The organism is Leifsonia sp. A12D58 (assembly GCF_047530025.1).
In the GTDB taxonomy this organism is placed as follows: domain Bacteria; phylum Actinomycetota; class Actinomycetes; order Actinomycetales; family Microbacteriaceae; genus Cryobacterium.
In genome coordinates this window covers 55,289-69,086 of record NZ_JBLJAT010000007.1, presented here as the reverse complement: position 1 = coordinate 69,086, position 13,798 = coordinate 55,289, and the positions used below count along the sequence as shown (strand labels likewise).

Sequence of the window (13,798 nt, the reverse complement as noted above, 5' to 3'; positions counted from 1 at the left end):
AATCCTTGCAACCGTGAGAGCGCTCTCACAGCCGATGAGAGAGCGCTCTCACTCTCCCATCACGCACCAACACACACAAAGGAGTGACCGTGAAGCTTTCACGACGCACCACCGCTGTCGCCGCCGTTGCAGGCGCCGCAGCATTCGCGCTCGTCGCGACCGGCTGTTCAGCGTCCACCGACGACGCACCGGCGTCAAGCGACAACCCGATCGAACTCAGCGTCACGACGTTCGGCACGTTCGGCTACGACGACCTCTACAAGGAATACGAAGCCGCCAACCCGGGCATCACCATCAAGGCCACGAACATCGACACCGGCGGAAATGCACGCACCGACCTGTTCACGAAGCTCGCAGCCGGCACCGGCCTCGCCGACGTCGTCGCCCTCGAAGAAGGCTGGCTCGGTTCGGTCATGGAGGTCTCTGACCAGTTCACCGACCTCAACGAGTACGGCGCAGGCGACATCAGCAGCCGCTGGGTCGACTGGAAGCTGGCTCAGGGCACGGATGCCGACGGCCGCGTCATCGGATACGGCACCGACATCGGACCGCAGGGCCTCTGCTACAACGGCGCACTGTTCGAAGCTGCAGGACTGCCGAGCGACCGCGAGTCGGTTGCCGCGCTCTTCGGTGGCGACGACGCAACGTGGGACCAGTACTTCAAGCTTGGAAACCAGTACAAGGCTGCAACCGGCAAGGCCTGGTTCGACCAGTCGAGCTTCGTCTGGAACTCGATGGTCAACCAGCTCGACGAGGGTTACTACACCTCTGACGGCAAGCTCAACATCGACGGCAACGCTGAGCTCGAAGAGCGTTGGGGCTGGATCACTCAGGGCATCGCTGATGGCCTCTCGGGCAAGCAGGCACGTTGGGACTGGGGCGGCGGAAAGGGCTTCGTCGACGGTAGCTTCGCAACCTTCGTCTGCCCGGGCTGGATGCTCGGCGTCGTACAGGGCAACACCGAGTCCGGCGGCGGCGACGCCAGCACCGGCTGGGACTTTGCCGATGTCTTCCCCGGTGGAGCGTCTAACTGGGGCGGATCATTCCTCTCGGTTCCGACCACGTCGAAGCACCCGGCTGAGGCCGCAGCACTGGCCGCATGGCTGACCGAGCCTGCTCAGCAGGTCGCGCAGTTCGATGCAGCAGGCACCTTCCCGAGCTCCGTCGAAGCGCAGGAGACCCTCGCGTCCGATGCCACTCCGAACGAGTTCTTCCAGGGCGCCCCGACTGGTGCGATCCTCGCGAAGCGCTCTCAGGGCGTTGTCGCTCAGTTCAAGGGACCGGACGACTCAGTCATCCAGGAGAACGTCTTCCAGGCAGTCCTCGACCGCGTTGAAACCGGAGAGCTGAACGCCAAGACCGGATGGGCTGAGGCCCTCACGCTGACCGACGAACTCGTCGGCAGCAACTAGTCAGAACCGATCGCGCCAGGCCAGAGACGGGGGGTCTCGGGCCTGGCGCGATCACATCCGCGTACGCACTCGAAGAAAGCAACACCATGTCTCTCACCATCAGCCCGCCGGAGGTGGACGGAGCGCACGCGCCGACAACGGCCCCCGTGCGTCGGCGTGAACGCTCGCCGCTCCGCCAACGTTTCAGTCGCCTGGACGTCAAGGCGTCTCCGTACCTCTATATAGCGCCGTTCTTCATCCTGTTCGGGCTGATCGGGCTGTTCCCGCTGATCTACACATTCGTCGTCTCGCTCTTCGACTGGCACCTACTGAAGGGGCAAGGCGATTTCGTCGGGCTCGCCAACTTCGTTGCAGTGCTCAACGACAGGTTCTTCTGGAACTCGCTGTTCAACACCTTCAGCATCTTCCTGCTCTCCAGCATTCCGCAGCTCGTCATCGCCATCGCCATCGCCGCGGTGCTCGACCAGAACATTCGCGCCAAGACCTTCTGGCGCATGAGCGTGCTGCTGCCCTACATCGTCACCCCCGTCGCCGTCTCGCTCATTTTCACGAACATGTTCAACGAGCAGTACGGGTTGATCAACAACATCCTCACCTCATTCGGGCTTGATCCGGTGATGTGGAAGACCGAAACGCTCCCCAGCCACATCGCGATCGCCACCATGGTCAACTGGCGCTGGACCGGCTACAACGCCCTCATCCTGCTCGCCGCCATGCAGTCGGTTCCCCGCGACATCCACGAGTCGGCAGCGATCGACGGCGCAGGCGCCATCCGTCGATTCTTCAGCATGACGATTCCGAGCATCCGCCCCACCCTGATCTTCGTGATCATCACCGCAACCATCGGCGGGCTGCAGATCTTCACAGAGCCGCGCCTGTTCGACCCGGTGACCGCAGGCGGCTCGGCTCGCCAGTTCCAGACCACCGTGCTCTATCTGTGGGAGATGGCCTTCTTCAGGCAGAACTTCGGTGCGGCTTCAGCCATCGCCTGGCTGCTGTTCCTGATCATCGTCGCGTTCGGCGTCTTGAACTTCCTGATCTCGAAGCGGATCGCGACTACCGAGGCCCGAGTCGCCACGCGCCGAACCAAGCGAAAGATCGCCAACCTCAAGGCACAAGACACGAACGCCGCAGCAACGCTGGCTCCCGGCGCCAGCACGCCCGAAGCCAGCACGCCTGAAGCCAGCACAGAGGAGTCACGGCTGTGAGCCAGACAACCACAACACCCGCACACGCCGACTCAGCCGCGCCCGCATCCGCCACTGACACCCGGTCCGCGTCGACTCCCCGCATCCGCGCACCGAGGCTCCCCAAGCGCCGCAAGCAAATGGGCATTGATGCCAGGCCAGGCTTTTTGGTCTACGGCCTGCTGACGGCGTTCCTTCTCGCCTCCGCGTATCCGCTGTGGTGGTCGTTCGTCATGGGCTCGAGCGAGAACTCGGCCAGAGGTGAGACCTGGCCTCCCCTGCTGCCAGGCGGCAGGTTCTGGATCAATGTCGGCGAGGTCATGGACAGCATCCCGTTCTGGCAGGCCCTCGCAAACAGCCTGCTGATTTCGAGCATCATCACGATCTCAGTCGTGTTTTTCTCGACGCTCGCCGGCTACTCGTTTGCAAAACTGCGCTTCAAGGGAAACAACGTCCTGATGGTCTTCGTCGTTGGAACGATGGCGATCCCCACCCAGCTCGGCATCATTCCGCTCTTCATGCTCATGCGCCAGTGGGGCTGGACCGGCGAGATCGGCGCGGTCATCGTGCCCACCCTCGTCACGGCGTTCGGCGTCTTCTTCATGCGCCAGTATCTGGTTGACGTCATCCCGGATGAGCTGATCGAGGCGGCCAGAGTCGACGGCGCAAGCATGATCAGCACGTTCTGGCATGTTGCCCTGCCGGCGGCTCGGCCCGCGATGGCCATTCTCGGCCTGTTCACGTTCATGATGGCCTGGACAGACTTCCTCTGGCCACTGCTCGTGCTCAACTCATCGAACCCGACTCTGCAGACAGCACTGTCGCAATTGCAGTCGGCGCGATACGTTGACTATCCGGTCGTTCTGACCGGCGCAATCCTCTCAACCATCCCGCTGCTCGTCCTCTTCATCATCGCGGGCAAGCAGCTTATTTCAGGAATCATGCAAGGAGCGGTGAAGGGCTAATGCCACAGCAAGAACTCGCACGGGCCACGTGGCCAGACGGCTTTATCTGGGGATCGGCAACCGCCGCCGCCCAGATCGAGGGGGCGGCACATGAAGACGGTAAAGAGGATTCCATCTGGGATGCTTTTGCCCGCGTTCCTGGTGCCATCGCCAATGGTGAGAATCTTGACGTCGCCGTCGACCACTACCACCGCATGCCCGCCGACGTCAGGTTGATGAAAGAACTCGGTCTCGACTCGTACCGCTTCTCGACAAGTTGGGCGCGCGTGCGCCCCGGCGATCGTGCAGTAAACCCGGCAGGTCTCGACTTCTACTCCCGCCTGGTCGACGAACTGCTCGAGGCAGGCATCCTGCCCTGGCTCACCCTCTACCACTGGGATCTGCCGCAGGCACTCGAAGAGAAGGGCGGCTGGGCCAATCGCGACACCGCGTACCGCTTCGTCGAGTACGCAACGGATGTCTACGCCGCGTTGGGCGACAGGGTCAGCCACTGGACGACATTCAACGAGCCGTTCTGCTCGTCGCTGATCGGATACGCATCCGGTGTTCACGCGCCAGGCCGCATGGAGCCGCGCGCCGCGATCGCCGCAGTCCACCACCAACACCTCGCGCACGGCCTGGCCATCAATGCCCTCCGTGAACTCGGCGCAGAGAAGCTGGGTATCACGCTCAACCTGAGCAACGCCATCCCGCTCGATGCGAACGACCCGGTCGACCTCGAGGCCGCCCGCCGGTTCGATTCACTGCAGAACCGGATCTTCATCGAGCCGATCCTGCGCGGGGCATACCCGGAAGACACGCTGCACGACCTCGAGCCGTTCGGCCTCGGCGAGGTCATCAAGCCCGGCGACCTGGAGATCATCTCGGCTCCGATCGATTTCCTCGGCGTCAATCACTATCACGACGACGTCATCAGCGGACACCCGGACGACTCCGGAAGCGACGGCCACTCGGGCGGAGCAACGCGCGAAGGGGCCTCGCCGTGGGTCGGGTCGGAGTACATCACCTTCCCAAGCCGCGGACTCCCCCGCACCGCAATGAACTGGGAAGTGAATCCCGGGGGGCTTCGCACCCTGCTGGTGCGCCTGACCGCCGAGTACGACAATCTCCCGCCGCTGTACATCACCGAAAACGGTGCAGCGTACTACGATGTCATCAGTGAAGACGGTCACGTGCACGACGCCGAGCGCACTCAATACGTCATGGATCACATCGCTGCGGTGAAAGAGGCGATTGACGCCGGTGCCGACGTGCGTGGTTACTTTGTCTGGTCGTTGCTCGACAACTTCGAGTGGTCATGGGGCTACGGCAAGCGATTCGGAATCGTCAGGGTCGACTACGACACCCTCGTGCGGACAGTCAAAGACAGCGGACTGGCCTACTCGAAGCTGATCACCTCGATTAACTCAGAAGCGCTGCCTCTACACTGAACCCAGCAGGCGACTCGGATGCAGGCCGCCGCAGTCAGACGCTTGTGCAGGCTCTCGGAGACCCAGTGACTACAGACTCATCTACACCTCGGCCAGTACCGACACTTGAAATGGTGGCGGCGCTGGCCGGGGTGTCCAGAGCCACGGCATCCAGAGTCGTCAACGAGTCACCCAAGGTCAATCCCGATGTGACCAAGCTCGTGCAAGAGGCGATCAAGACCCTCAACTATGTGCCCAATCGAGCAGCGCGCTCACTGGCAAGCCGACGCACGCAGGCCATCGCGCTTGTCGTTCCCGAATCAACGGCGAAGCTGTTCACCGACCCGTTCTTCGCGTCAATCGTTCAGGGCATTGCCCTGAACCTGGCCGAGACCGACTACACGCTCACCATGCTCATCTCATCGGAAAGCCGGCCTGAAAAGACCAGGCGCTATCTGATGGGCGGCAACGTCGATGGCGCGATCATCGTTTCGCACCACAGCGGCGACCACTCGTACGCCCACCTCGGACGAGCGTTGCCCACCGTCTTCGCCGGGCGCCCGCTAGCACTTGACGCCACTGACATCCACTACGTCGATGTCGATAACGCTGCAGGGGCATCCGCTGCGACCGAGCATTTGATCGCGCGCGGATGCCGCACAATCGCGACGATCGCAGGCCCGCAGGACATGCCACCCGGAGTCGACCGCCTCGAGGGCTGGCGCTCCGCAGTTACCTCGGCCGGACTTGATGACTCACTCGTGGAAGTCGGTGACTTCACCCCGGCCGGCGGTGCGGAGGCCATGCGCCGACTCCTCGATCGTGGCGTGGCCATCGACGGACTCTTTGCCGCCAATGACCAGATGGCCGCCGGTGCGTACACTGCGCTGCACGAGCGCGGCCTGTCGGTTCCTCACGACGTGGCCGTCGTGGGCTTCGACGACGACTATTTCGGGGCTGGCGCGTCACCCGCGCTCACCACCGTGCACCAGCCCGCCGTTGAGATGGGCGCGACCATGGCCGAGATCATCGTCAAGCTGATCGATGGCGTGCACGTTGAACACATCACCCGCCTGCCGACATCGCTCGTGGTGCGCGACTCGGCGTAGCGAGGCATCGCGTAGCCCTGTGGCGCGCTGTATCTCGGCGCGCAACCGTGAGTCGCCCACTTTCGCGAGTGCGGGAGCTCCCGGACGAGCAAAAGTGGGCGACCCACTTCGTGACGGCGAGCTAGCCGAGCTGCGGGACGATCTCGCGTGCGATGAAGTCGAGGTGGTCGAGGTCATGCAGATCGAGCATCTGCAGGTAGACGCACTCGACACCGTCATCCTTGAGCTTGCCCAGGCGGTCGACGACCTCTGATGCGGTGCCAGCAAGGCCGTGCTCGCGCAGCTCGGCTGGTTCACGCCCGATGGCGCCAGCTCGACGGGTGAACTCGGCCTCATTTGCACCCGTGGCAACGACGAGTGCTGTCGAGTAGACGAGTTCGTTCGGATCGCGCTCAATGGCCTCGCAGGCCGCCCTGACACCGGCAAACTTGGCCGAGATATCGGCGAACTCGGGGAAGGGCAGGTTGAACTCTGTGGCAAATCGGGCAGCCATTGCCGGGGTGCGCTTCGCTCCGCCCCCGCCGACGATGACCGGGATGCGCTCCTGCACGGGCTTCGGCAGAGCGGGCGAATCGACCAACTCGTAGTGGGCACCGGTGAAGCTGTAGCGCTCGCCCAGCGGCGTGCTCCAGAGTCCCGTCACGATCTCCAGCTGCTCCTCGAGCATGCCGAAGCGCTTGGCGGGGAAAGGGATGCCATATGCAGCGTGTTCCTCGGCGAACCATCCGGTTCCGAGGCCGAGTTCGACGCGTCCGCCAGACATCTGGTCGACCTGGGCGACCTGGATCGCCAGGATTCCCGGCGGGCGGTACGTCACCGAGGAGACGAGGGTGCCGAGACGGATGCGCTCGGTCTCGCGAGCCAGACCGGCCAGCGTTGTCCAGGCATCCGTCGGGCCCGGGAGGCCGTCGCCACCCATGGCCAGGTAGTGGTCAGACCTGAAGAAGGCATCGAAGCCCAGCTTTTCGGTCGCCTGGGCTACCGCGAGCTGGTCGTCGTAGGTGGCACCCTGCTGGGGTTCGGTGAAAACGCGGAATCTCATGACCTCAGTCTTTCAGACCGAGCTGCGATCGTGCCCCTCGATCTGCCGGATGCCACTGGACACCGCTGGACACCGCCTCCACCACCGGCCAGCCCTGCCAGCCCTGCCAGCCCTGCCAGCCCTGCAAGTCGTAGCCAGCCGTAGCCAGCTCCTGTGCCCGGTCAACCTGGTTCGCGTTGCATAACTCCTGCACAACCCGATCGGTCGAGCCCCGCGCCCCCGCAAACTAGCGGCGGCTCGCGTCTGGCTGAACAAATAGCAGGAGTTATGCAATCACAGTCCGGGACACCCGGCCATCACGGTCAACCCGCCCAGAACCAGAACCAGAACCAGAACCAGAACCAGAGACAGAGACAGAACCAGTTACGGCTCGTCGACGAACTCCACATCGGGCAGCAGCGCGAAGCGCTCCTTGATCACGGCGATCGACTCCGGATTCTGATCGACGAGCACGAACCGTCGACCGAGGGCTGCCGCCACCGCACCGGTTGTACCGCTGCCGGCGAAGAAGTCGAGCACCCAGTCCCCTTCGCGGGACGAGGCCTGGATGATCCGGCGCAGAATACCGATCGGCTTCTGCGTGGGGTAACCGGTTTTCTCCTTGCCCGTTGGCGACACGATCGTGTGCCACCAGACATCCGTTGGAAGCTTGCCCTTCGCCACCTTCTCCGGCGTCACGAGGCCCGGAGCCATGTACGGCTCGCGATCGACCGTCGACGAGTCGAAGTAGTACGCGGTCGGGTTCTTCACGTAGACCAGAATCGTGTCGTGCTTCGTTGGCCAGCGGTTCTTCGACTTGGCGCCGTAGTCGTAGGCCCAGATGATCTCGTTGAGGAACGACTCGCGGCCGAACAGTGCGTCGAGAAGCACCTTCGCGTAGTGGGCCTCGCGATAGTCCAGGTGCAGGTACAGGGTGCCATCGTCGGCGAGAAGGCGCCAGGCCTCGATCAGGCGCGGCTCGAGAAATGCCCAATAGTCCTCAAACTGGTCGTCGTATCCGAGCAGATCACCCTTGATGCGCTCGTAAAGCTGACCCTTGAATCCGGTGATCGTACCGACAGCGTGCGCGCCGTCCTTTTTGACAGTTCGCTTGGATGTCGTCGACTGACGCTTCTGCTTGCGGCCGGTGTTGAAGGGCGGGTCAAGATAGATCAATGTAAATGCCTCATCGGGCATAGAGGGCAACACTGAAAGGTTGTCGGCGTGGATTACACGGCTGGGAGACGTCTGTGACCACGCGTTAGGCATTCCTTCATTGTGTCAGGCCGATTAGCATCGTCAGATGACTTCTGAATTGTCAGCGGATGCCCCCATGTCGTCGGAACCGGCGCCCACCAACGTGGAAGTCCATCATGAGCCGGCACTTGCCCGCTACACACTTTGGCTGGACGGTGACATGGTCGGGCTGCTCGACTATGTCGTGTCGAGTCATGAGATCCGCTTCACTCATACCGAGGTCAACCCCGCCAAGCGCCATTCCGGGCTCGCGGCCATTCTCGTTGAGCAAGCGCTTGACGACGTGCGCACCCGCACGACGCTTCCTGTCGTGGCCGAGTGCCCGTACGTCGCATCCTGGATCGACAAGCACGCCGAGTACCAGGACCTGCTCGCTCGCGGGCGCTAGCTACCAGCTGCCGCCCGCCAATCAGTAGCTGCGCAGTGATTCTCGCGAGCCTCCTCGACACTGAGGGGTTAGGGGCGTCTCTGGATCAGAGCGTGTTGCCTTCAGGTGTCGTGGCGTATGAGGCAGCCAGCCGACGAAGTCCCTCGTCGAGCGATACCGCAGGCACCCAGTGCAGATCGGCGCGAGTCTGACGCTGATCGAACCAGTGCGCTGTCGACAGCTGCTCGGCCAGGAACCTCGTCATTGGAGGTTCATCAACACCGGGACGGATGCGCCAGACCGCTTCGATCGCGGATCCGGCGGTTCTGGCCAACCCGGCCGGCACCCGCCAGCCCGGCGCACGCACGCCGGCCGCAGCGCAAATGCCGGCCAAGAGGTCAGCCACAGGGCGCGGCTCTCCGTTGGTGATGACGTATGAATTTCCGTGCACATGTTCGGCCTGCTCGAGAGCTGCCGCAATCCCAGATGCCGCGTTATCGATATAGGTCGAGTCGATCAGCGCTGCGCCGTGGCCGAGCAGAGGGAGTCGGCCCGCGCGTGCGCGTTCGACGACGCGCGCGACCAGCTGGGTGTCACCAGGACCCCAGACCAGGTGAGGGCGCACAGCAACCACCCGCAAGCTCGGCGAATCAGCCGCAAGCGCGAGAAGCTCGGCTTCCGCCTTCGTGCGGGCATAATCTCCCCTGGCCTGTACCGGGTCGGCAGGCATCGCCCCGTCCCCCACGATGGATGCCCCGGAGTGGGCGACAGACGGCGACGAGACGTAGACGAGACGGCGGGCGGCAGCGGCGATGTCAGGAGATGCCGACGGCGTCGCAGCTGTCGGAGCAGCAGCCGGAGCAGCAGTCAGCGCAGCGATCAGGGCACGCGTGCCACCGATGTTGACCGTATCGAACTCGGCAGGGTCCCCAGCCAGCGACACCTTTGCGGCCAGGTGCACGACAGCGTCCATACCGTCGACGGCCCGCGCAATGGCATCGGAATCGGTCACGGAACCCAGCACATCACTGACCCCTGCCACACCGGATGGCCGTCGCTGGAACGTGCGCACCTCATGACCCGCGGCCAGCACGGCTTCGGCAACGGCGCGGCCGAGCAGGCCGCTGGCGCCGGTGACAAGCACTCTCACGGGCGCACCATCCGCCCACCGGTGAGGATGCGGTCGGCCCAGCGCGCCAGGTGGGATCGGTCGATCTTCGAGTTGTGACGGATGTCTGTGGGCAGCTTCGGCACGACAAGCACGGCGGCGACGGGCTGGCCGACCGCTGCTCGAACAGCGGCAGCCAGTTCGGGCGAGGCCAGGCCGACGCGACGCGCTGCAGGTTCGGTTTCAACGACGGCGACGAGCTGCTGCACGCCAGACGGTCCGACGCCGACAACAGCGGCGCGCGCGACACCGGATACGGTCTCGATCAGCTGTTCGGGGCCGACCGGAGTGAGCACGCCGTCAGGCGTGGTGATCACGTGCGGAAGCCGACCCTCGACCCACAGTCGTCCTGCGGCGTCGAGGTGGCCGACATCGCCGGTGCGGTGCCAGCGCTGGTCGGGTGTGGTGCCCAGCACCGATGCCCGGTTGGTCAGCCAGAGCCGGTCGTAGTGGTCTTTGATATGCGGAGCGGAAATGACGATCTCGCCCGTGACACCCGACACTGCTGCGGGCTCCCCCGTCGCAGCTCCACTGTCGTCGAGTGCGCTGATCAGCACCCGGGTCGTGGCAGCGGGCAACCCGACGCAGACGCCGCCGCCAGCGCTTTTCGGAGCGTCGTCTGCGTTCTCGGCGGGCTCTGCATCGCGGGCAGATGCAGAACGGATGCCTTCAAGCGAGATATCCGTCATGAGCAGACCCTCGGTCATGCCATATGGCGTGTGTGCGCTCGCACCGGGCATCAGTCGAGCCGCAGCACTGAGCAGCGGTTCAGACACCGGCGCACCGGCCGACAAGAAGGTCTGCACGCCGTCAAGCGCGCGCCGATCCGCCGGTGTGAGGGCATCGGACGTGGCGACGACGTTGGTCAGGGCGGCCGGAGAGAGGAAGACGACCGTCGCGTCGACAGCAGCTACCGCAGCGGCGACGGCTGTTGCGGTGAGGGTCTTCGGGCTTGTCACGTCCATGTCGGGAGTGACCGACCGTGCTCCGAGTGCCGGGCCAAGCAGCGCGAACGGCGCAAAGCCGGCAACCAGTCCGGTGCCGACACCGACACCGTATTGCGCGGCGAGAGCGTCTCGCACGGCCGAGAGCTGAGCATGGGTGTAGACGACACCCTTCGCCGGACCTGTCGACCCTGAGGTGAACAGGATGGCAGCGGTGTCGCCAGGCGCAGGCGGCGGAGGCAGGATCGGAGCACCGTCGGCCCGCTTGCCGAGCTGGGCGATATCCGCCAGCACGTGCGAAACGCCGAGAGCGCGAGCGGCAGCGGATGGAAGGCGCACAGTTGAGATCTTCTGCCCTGGCCAGCCGAGGGCGCGAGCTGCGGCAAGGCCGGGCAGCGCGCCGATGACGTGGTCGGGTCTGGCACCGCGCACGGCCCTGGTCAGGCCGCGGAGGCCGAGGCCGGCATCGGCGACGACAACGATCGCGCCGATCCGGATGCAGGCGTAGAGCACAGCAGTGAGGTCGGCACCGGGCTGCACGAGCAACGAAACCCTGTCGCCCTTTTTCACGCCAATTTTCACGAGTCCGGCAGCGATCTGGCTTACGCGTGTCGACAGCAGTCGCCAGCTGACCACGCGGGGAGCGGCGCCGCTGGACGGCACCATCTCGATCAGCGCGGTCTCGTCGCTGTGACTCAACTCGTCGAGGTATTGCCAGAGCGGGCGGAAGCCGGCGGCAGTTTCAGCAACCATCGACTCGTCGTCATCCGCCGCAACAGAATCTGCATCGGATTCAGGCTCGCTGGCGGCACGGTCGCCCAGCCAGGTCAAGACGGCGGCTGCGTAGTCGACATCCTCTGCAAGAAGGTGCCCTGCACCCTCGAAGCGGTGCACATCTGCCTGCGGCAGACGGGTGATGAGGTCGTCGAGGTAGCGATCGCTGAAGATCGGGTCGCGCGGACCCCACAGAAGCAACGCCGGTACGTCGACGTGGCGCAGCTTCTCGGCGATCCGGTCGAGTTCAGCAAAACTCTCATGCTCAGCGTCGACAGGAATATCGGCGACGAAACCGCCGATGCCGCCACGGCGGACTGCGCCGCGGTATGGCGCCCGGTAGCCGCGCTTCACATCAGTGGAAAGGGGCGGATGCGCCAGAGCCAGCGTCGTCTCGAGGAACGCCGGCGTGCCGACGGTCGCCGCTCCGAGTACGCCCTGGCGCAGGGCCAGCCGCAGCGGAGCGGGGATAGGGGAGTCCTCTGGCTGGTGGATGGCGGTATTCAGCAACATCACACCGGCGAGCATGTCGGGGTGGTCGACAGCCCAACCCATGGACACGACACCGCCCCAGTCATGCCCGAGGGTAATGACGGGACCGTCGAGACCGATCGAGTCGGTAAAGTCGGCGAGATCACGCACGCGCTGCTCGAGCGTGCGCGTCCGGCCGGTGCGTTCAGAGAAGCCCATTTCAAGCTGGTCGACAGCAATTACGCGCCACACGTCGCCGAGGGGAGCAGGGGCATCCGCTGCCGCGGGTGCCGCAGTTGTCGAGGCTACTGCTGCCACAGCCGTCGCCGACGAGACCAGGCGCCGCCAGAGATACGACCACGTCGGGTTGCCGTGCACGCAGAGCACAGTGCCGACCGGCGTGACGCCGAGTCGGTCGAGCTCCGCCGCATTGTCGAGCACATGCCAGCGCTGCGTGTTGCCTGTCGCAGCACCCGATGAATCGCGTTCTGGCACGTCGACCAGGCGCGAGAAGGCCGGGTCGAGCCCAACAAGTCCCGTGGGTGGGAGTGAAGCTGGTGAGGGCGTTGACGCTGTACGCGGCAGCGAGGCGGTCACCAGACGATTTCCATCATTGCGGTGTTGAGACCTGAGCCGACGCCCATCAGCAGCACGCGGTCGCCTGACTTGAGGTTGTCAGCTTCGGCGGCCAGCGTGATCGGGATCGACGCCGGGCCGACATTGCCGAACTTCGGGTAGGTGAGCGGCACCCGCGCGCGATCGATGCCGGTGGCCTTCAGGATCGCGTTGGTGTGCACATCGGAGACCTGATGCAGGATGTAGCGGTGCATGCCCGACCAGTCCCAGTCACGCTTCGACTCGGTCCAGGCCGAGACCACAAGCTCCATGCCGCCCTTGAGCAGCGCCTTGGCGTCGGTGAACATGCCGTCGACGCTGCCGACGCAGAGATCGTTGAACTGGGTGGCGGCGCGGGTAACGCCACCGAGCATCCGGTGGCCTGACGGGTGTGCGTCAGCGCGTCCGAGTACGGCAGCAGCGGCACCAGAGCCCAGAGTCAGGCTCGCGAACTCACTCATGAACTCTTTGCGCCCGATTTCGGGGTTGCAGAGACGATCAATCGTGTTGGTCTGGATGTCGTCTGCGTCTTCACCATCGATGACGACCGCGTAGTCGATCTGTCCGGCGTCGATAAGCTGCCCGGCGAGGGTCATGCCGTTGACGAAACCGAGGCAGGCGTTCGCGATGTCGAAGTTGGTTGCAGACGACGGCAGACCGAGACCGTGGTGGATGCGCACGGCAACCGACGGTTCAAGGTGTTTACGTGTCACCGACGTGTTGATCATCAGCCCGACCTGGCCTGGCTCGATTCCCGCGGCCTGGAGGGCACGTTGACCAGCAGCTACTGCCGCGTCGTCGAATTTCTCACCTTCGGCCCAGTTGCGCCGCTCGTGTACCCCGGCCACGCGCTGTAGCAGGCCCTTGGGTAAACGCAGCCGTTTGAGCGCGGGCGCGAGGCGATGGTCGATGTCCTCAGACGTAGTGATTCGCGGTGCGATGGTACTCGCCACCGACAACAGGGCAACGTTCTGATGCCTCGTCGTGGCATTTCCGTTCAACGGAGCTCCCTGTCAATTGCGTGGGACGTCGTAGTTGTCCCGCGGCAATTATCCTCCTCGCAAAGCTGAGAGTTACATCTGCCCCGGTTTCTCCCGAT

At 64.3% G+C, this 13,798-nt stretch carries 11 protein-coding genes; 6 read left to right on the top strand and 5 right to left on the bottom strand.

Annotation, left to right across the window (positions count from 1 at the left end):
- Window positions 1–83: 83 nt before the first annotated feature.
- From ACMT3I_RS14645 to ACMT3I_RS14625, 5 genes are all read left to right on the top strand, one after another.
- The gene (locus ACMT3I_RS14645; protein WP_414805257.1) at window positions 84–1,412 is read left to right on the top strand and encodes an ABC transporter substrate-binding protein; all 1,329 of its coding nucleotides are present in this window, start codon (window positions 84–86) and stop codon (window positions 1,410–1,412) included.
- A gap of 86 nt (window positions 1,413–1,498) precedes the next feature.
- Window positions 1,499–2,620, top strand: a complete 1,122-nt coding sequence (locus tag ACMT3I_RS14640; RefSeq protein ID WP_414805256.1) for a carbohydrate ABC transporter permease — start codon at window positions 1,499–1,501, stop codon at window positions 2,618–2,620.
- Window positions 2,621–2,739: 119 nt separating this feature from the next.
- The gene (locus ACMT3I_RS14635; protein ID WP_414805338.1) at window positions 2,740–3,564 is read left to right on the top strand and encodes a carbohydrate ABC transporter permease; all 825 of its coding nucleotides are present in this window, start codon (window positions 2,740–2,742) and stop codon (window positions 3,562–3,564) included.
- On the top strand, window positions 3,564–4,994 hold the full coding sequence (locus ACMT3I_RS14630; RefSeq protein ID WP_414805255.1) for a GH1 family beta-glucosidase: 1,431 nt from the start codon (window positions 3,564–3,566) through the stop codon (window positions 4,992–4,994). Before ACMT3I_RS14635 ends, ACMT3I_RS14630 begins: the two co-directional genes overlap by 1 nt.
- A gap of 65 nt (window positions 4,995–5,059) precedes the next feature.
- On the top strand, window positions 5,060–6,082 hold the full coding sequence (locus tag ACMT3I_RS14625; protein ID WP_414805254.1) for a LacI family DNA-binding transcriptional regulator: 1,023 nt from the start codon (window positions 5,060–5,062) through the stop codon (window positions 6,080–6,082).
- A 121-nt stretch (window positions 6,083–6,203) separates the two neighbouring features.
- Here the strand turns inward: ACMT3I_RS14625 and ACMT3I_RS14620 are convergent, their stop codons facing one another.
- Window positions 6,204–7,124: an LLM class F420-dependent oxidoreductase gene (locus ACMT3I_RS14620; protein ID WP_414805253.1), complete on the bottom strand. Its 921-nt coding sequence runs from the start codon at window positions 7,122–7,124 to the stop codon at window positions 6,204–6,206.
- A 363-nt stretch (window positions 7,125–7,487) separates the two neighbouring features.
- Window positions 7,488–8,372: a DNA-methyltransferase gene (locus ACMT3I_RS14615; protein WP_414805252.1), complete on the bottom strand. Its 885-nt coding sequence runs from the start codon at window positions 8,370–8,372 to the stop codon at window positions 7,488–7,490.
- A 34-nt stretch (window positions 8,373–8,406) separates the two neighbouring features.
- Between ACMT3I_RS14615 and ACMT3I_RS14610 the strand changes: the two genes are divergently transcribed.
- On the top strand, window positions 8,407–8,748 hold the full coding sequence (locus ACMT3I_RS14610; RefSeq protein ID WP_414805251.1) for a GNAT family N-acetyltransferase: 342 nt from the start codon (window positions 8,407–8,409) through the stop codon (window positions 8,746–8,748).
- An 85-nt stretch (window positions 8,749–8,833) separates the two neighbouring features.
- On the opposite strand, the gene ACMT3I_RS14605 is transcribed toward ACMT3I_RS14610, so the two are convergent.
- Genes ACMT3I_RS14605 through ACMT3I_RS14595 form a run of 3 tightly spaced genes read right to left on the bottom strand, consistent with a single transcriptional unit; the run spans window position 8,834 to window position 13,700 of the window.
- Window positions 8,834–9,877 (bottom strand): NAD-dependent epimerase/dehydratase family protein, encoded by a 1,044-nt coding sequence (locus tag ACMT3I_RS14605; protein WP_414805250.1) that lies wholly within the window; start codon window positions 9,875–9,877, stop codon window positions 8,834–8,836.
- A complete protein-coding gene (locus tag ACMT3I_RS14600; RefSeq protein ID WP_414805249.1) occupies window positions 9,874–12,681 on the bottom strand; it encodes an alpha/beta fold hydrolase in 2,808 nt (935 codons plus the stop codon). Before ACMT3I_RS14600 ends, ACMT3I_RS14605 begins: the two co-directional genes overlap by 4 nt.
- Entirely contained in the window at window positions 12,678–13,700 is a 1,023-nt protein-coding gene (locus ACMT3I_RS14595; RefSeq protein WP_414805248.1) for a 3-oxoacyl-ACP synthase III, read from the bottom strand. Before ACMT3I_RS14595 ends, ACMT3I_RS14600 begins: the two co-directional genes overlap by 4 nt.
- Between the last annotated feature and the right edge of the window lie 98 nt (window positions 13,701–13,798).

Bases quoted from the DNA above. Each gene is read 5' to 3' on its own strand.
- ACMT3I_RS14640 (WP_414805256.1), top strand. From the start codon at position 1,499: ATGTCTCTCACCATCAGCCCGCCGGAGGTGGACGGAGCGCACGCGCCG.
- ACMT3I_RS14635 (WP_414805338.1), top strand. From the start codon at position 2,740: ATGGGCATTGATGCCAGGCCAGGCTTTTTGGTCTACGGCCTGCTGACG.
- ACMT3I_RS14630 (WP_414805255.1), top strand. From the start codon at position 3,564: ATGCCACAGCAAGAACTCGCACGGGCCACGTGGCCAGACGGCTTTATC.
- ACMT3I_RS14620 (WP_414805253.1), bottom strand. From the start codon at position 7,124: ATGAGATTCCGCGTTTTCACCGAACCCCAGCAGGGTGCCACCTACGAC.
- ACMT3I_RS14615 (WP_414805252.1), bottom strand. From the start codon at position 8,372: ATGCCTAACGCGTGGTCACAGACGTCTCCCAGCCGTGTAATCCACGCC.
- ACMT3I_RS14610 (WP_414805251.1), top strand. From the start codon at position 8,407: ATGACTTCTGAATTGTCAGCGGATGCCCCCATGTCGTCGGAACCGGCG.